Annotated in this window: 1 protein-coding gene; it reads right to left on the reverse strand. The window is 71.4% G+C overall.

Annotation, left to right across the window (positions count from 1 at the left end):
• Window positions 1–589 (reverse strand): Rv1733c family protein (locus EOT10_RS40965; protein ID WP_189492793.1); only part of this gene is annotated, 589 nt, incomplete at its 3' end.
• Window positions 590–769 lie beyond the last annotated feature (180 nt).

Here is a 769-nt window from a genome sequence, read left to right on the forward strand (position 1 = left end):
TGCGGCCCCACGTCGATCCGAGCCGGTCCCACTCGCGGCCCCACTGGTCGTAGCGCCGTCGGTCCAGTTGCCACCGCCCGAGGCGTCCGCTCGCGAAGACCGCACCACCGAAGGCGATCGCGGCTCCCGCGCCGAGCGCGCCCGCCTCGATGGTGGCGGCATAGGCGCTCGGCGGTGCGCCGGTGAGCCGCCCTTGACCGTTCACCCAGACGTCGACCTGTGAACCGGTCTTGAGTCCGGAGTTCACCCGTACGACGCCGGTGTGGGTCGATCCGTCCGACGCCGTCCACCGGACCCTCCCGAGGACATGGCCGTAGACGTCGGTCGGCCCCACCTGCAACGCGCGGGCGGGGCTCTCGACGAGAACGGCCCGGGTCACGTGCCGATCGTTCCGCAGCTGTGCGAACGACGTGCCGACGGCATGGGCCGTGACCGTGCCGGCGAGAGCACCGCCCAGGGCGATGACGACCCACATGACCAGGATGATCCAGTTCTCGACGACATCGACGCGCCGGCGCAGCGGACTGCTCTGCCACCTCCAGAACAGCTGCCTCATCAACAGCTGCCTCATCGGCTTCGGCGTACGCATGGCGCGTACCTCCTCGTCAACGCGCCCCTCCAAGAAGACGACACCCGGCAGGTCGGCCGGCGGCAGGGGCCGGTCGGACCGGGTTCCGGGCCAGGTGGTCCCCACGCGCGTCGAGAAGGGGCCGTTGGTGCCGGGAGGTTCCGCTCGGCCGGTCAAAGAGGGCCGCCCGGCCCATGTGGC

The sequence above is a fragment of the Streptomyces antnestii genome (assembly GCF_004005495.1).
GTDB lineage: Bacteria > Actinomycetota > Actinomycetes > Streptomycetales > Streptomycetaceae > Streptomyces > Streptomyces antnestii.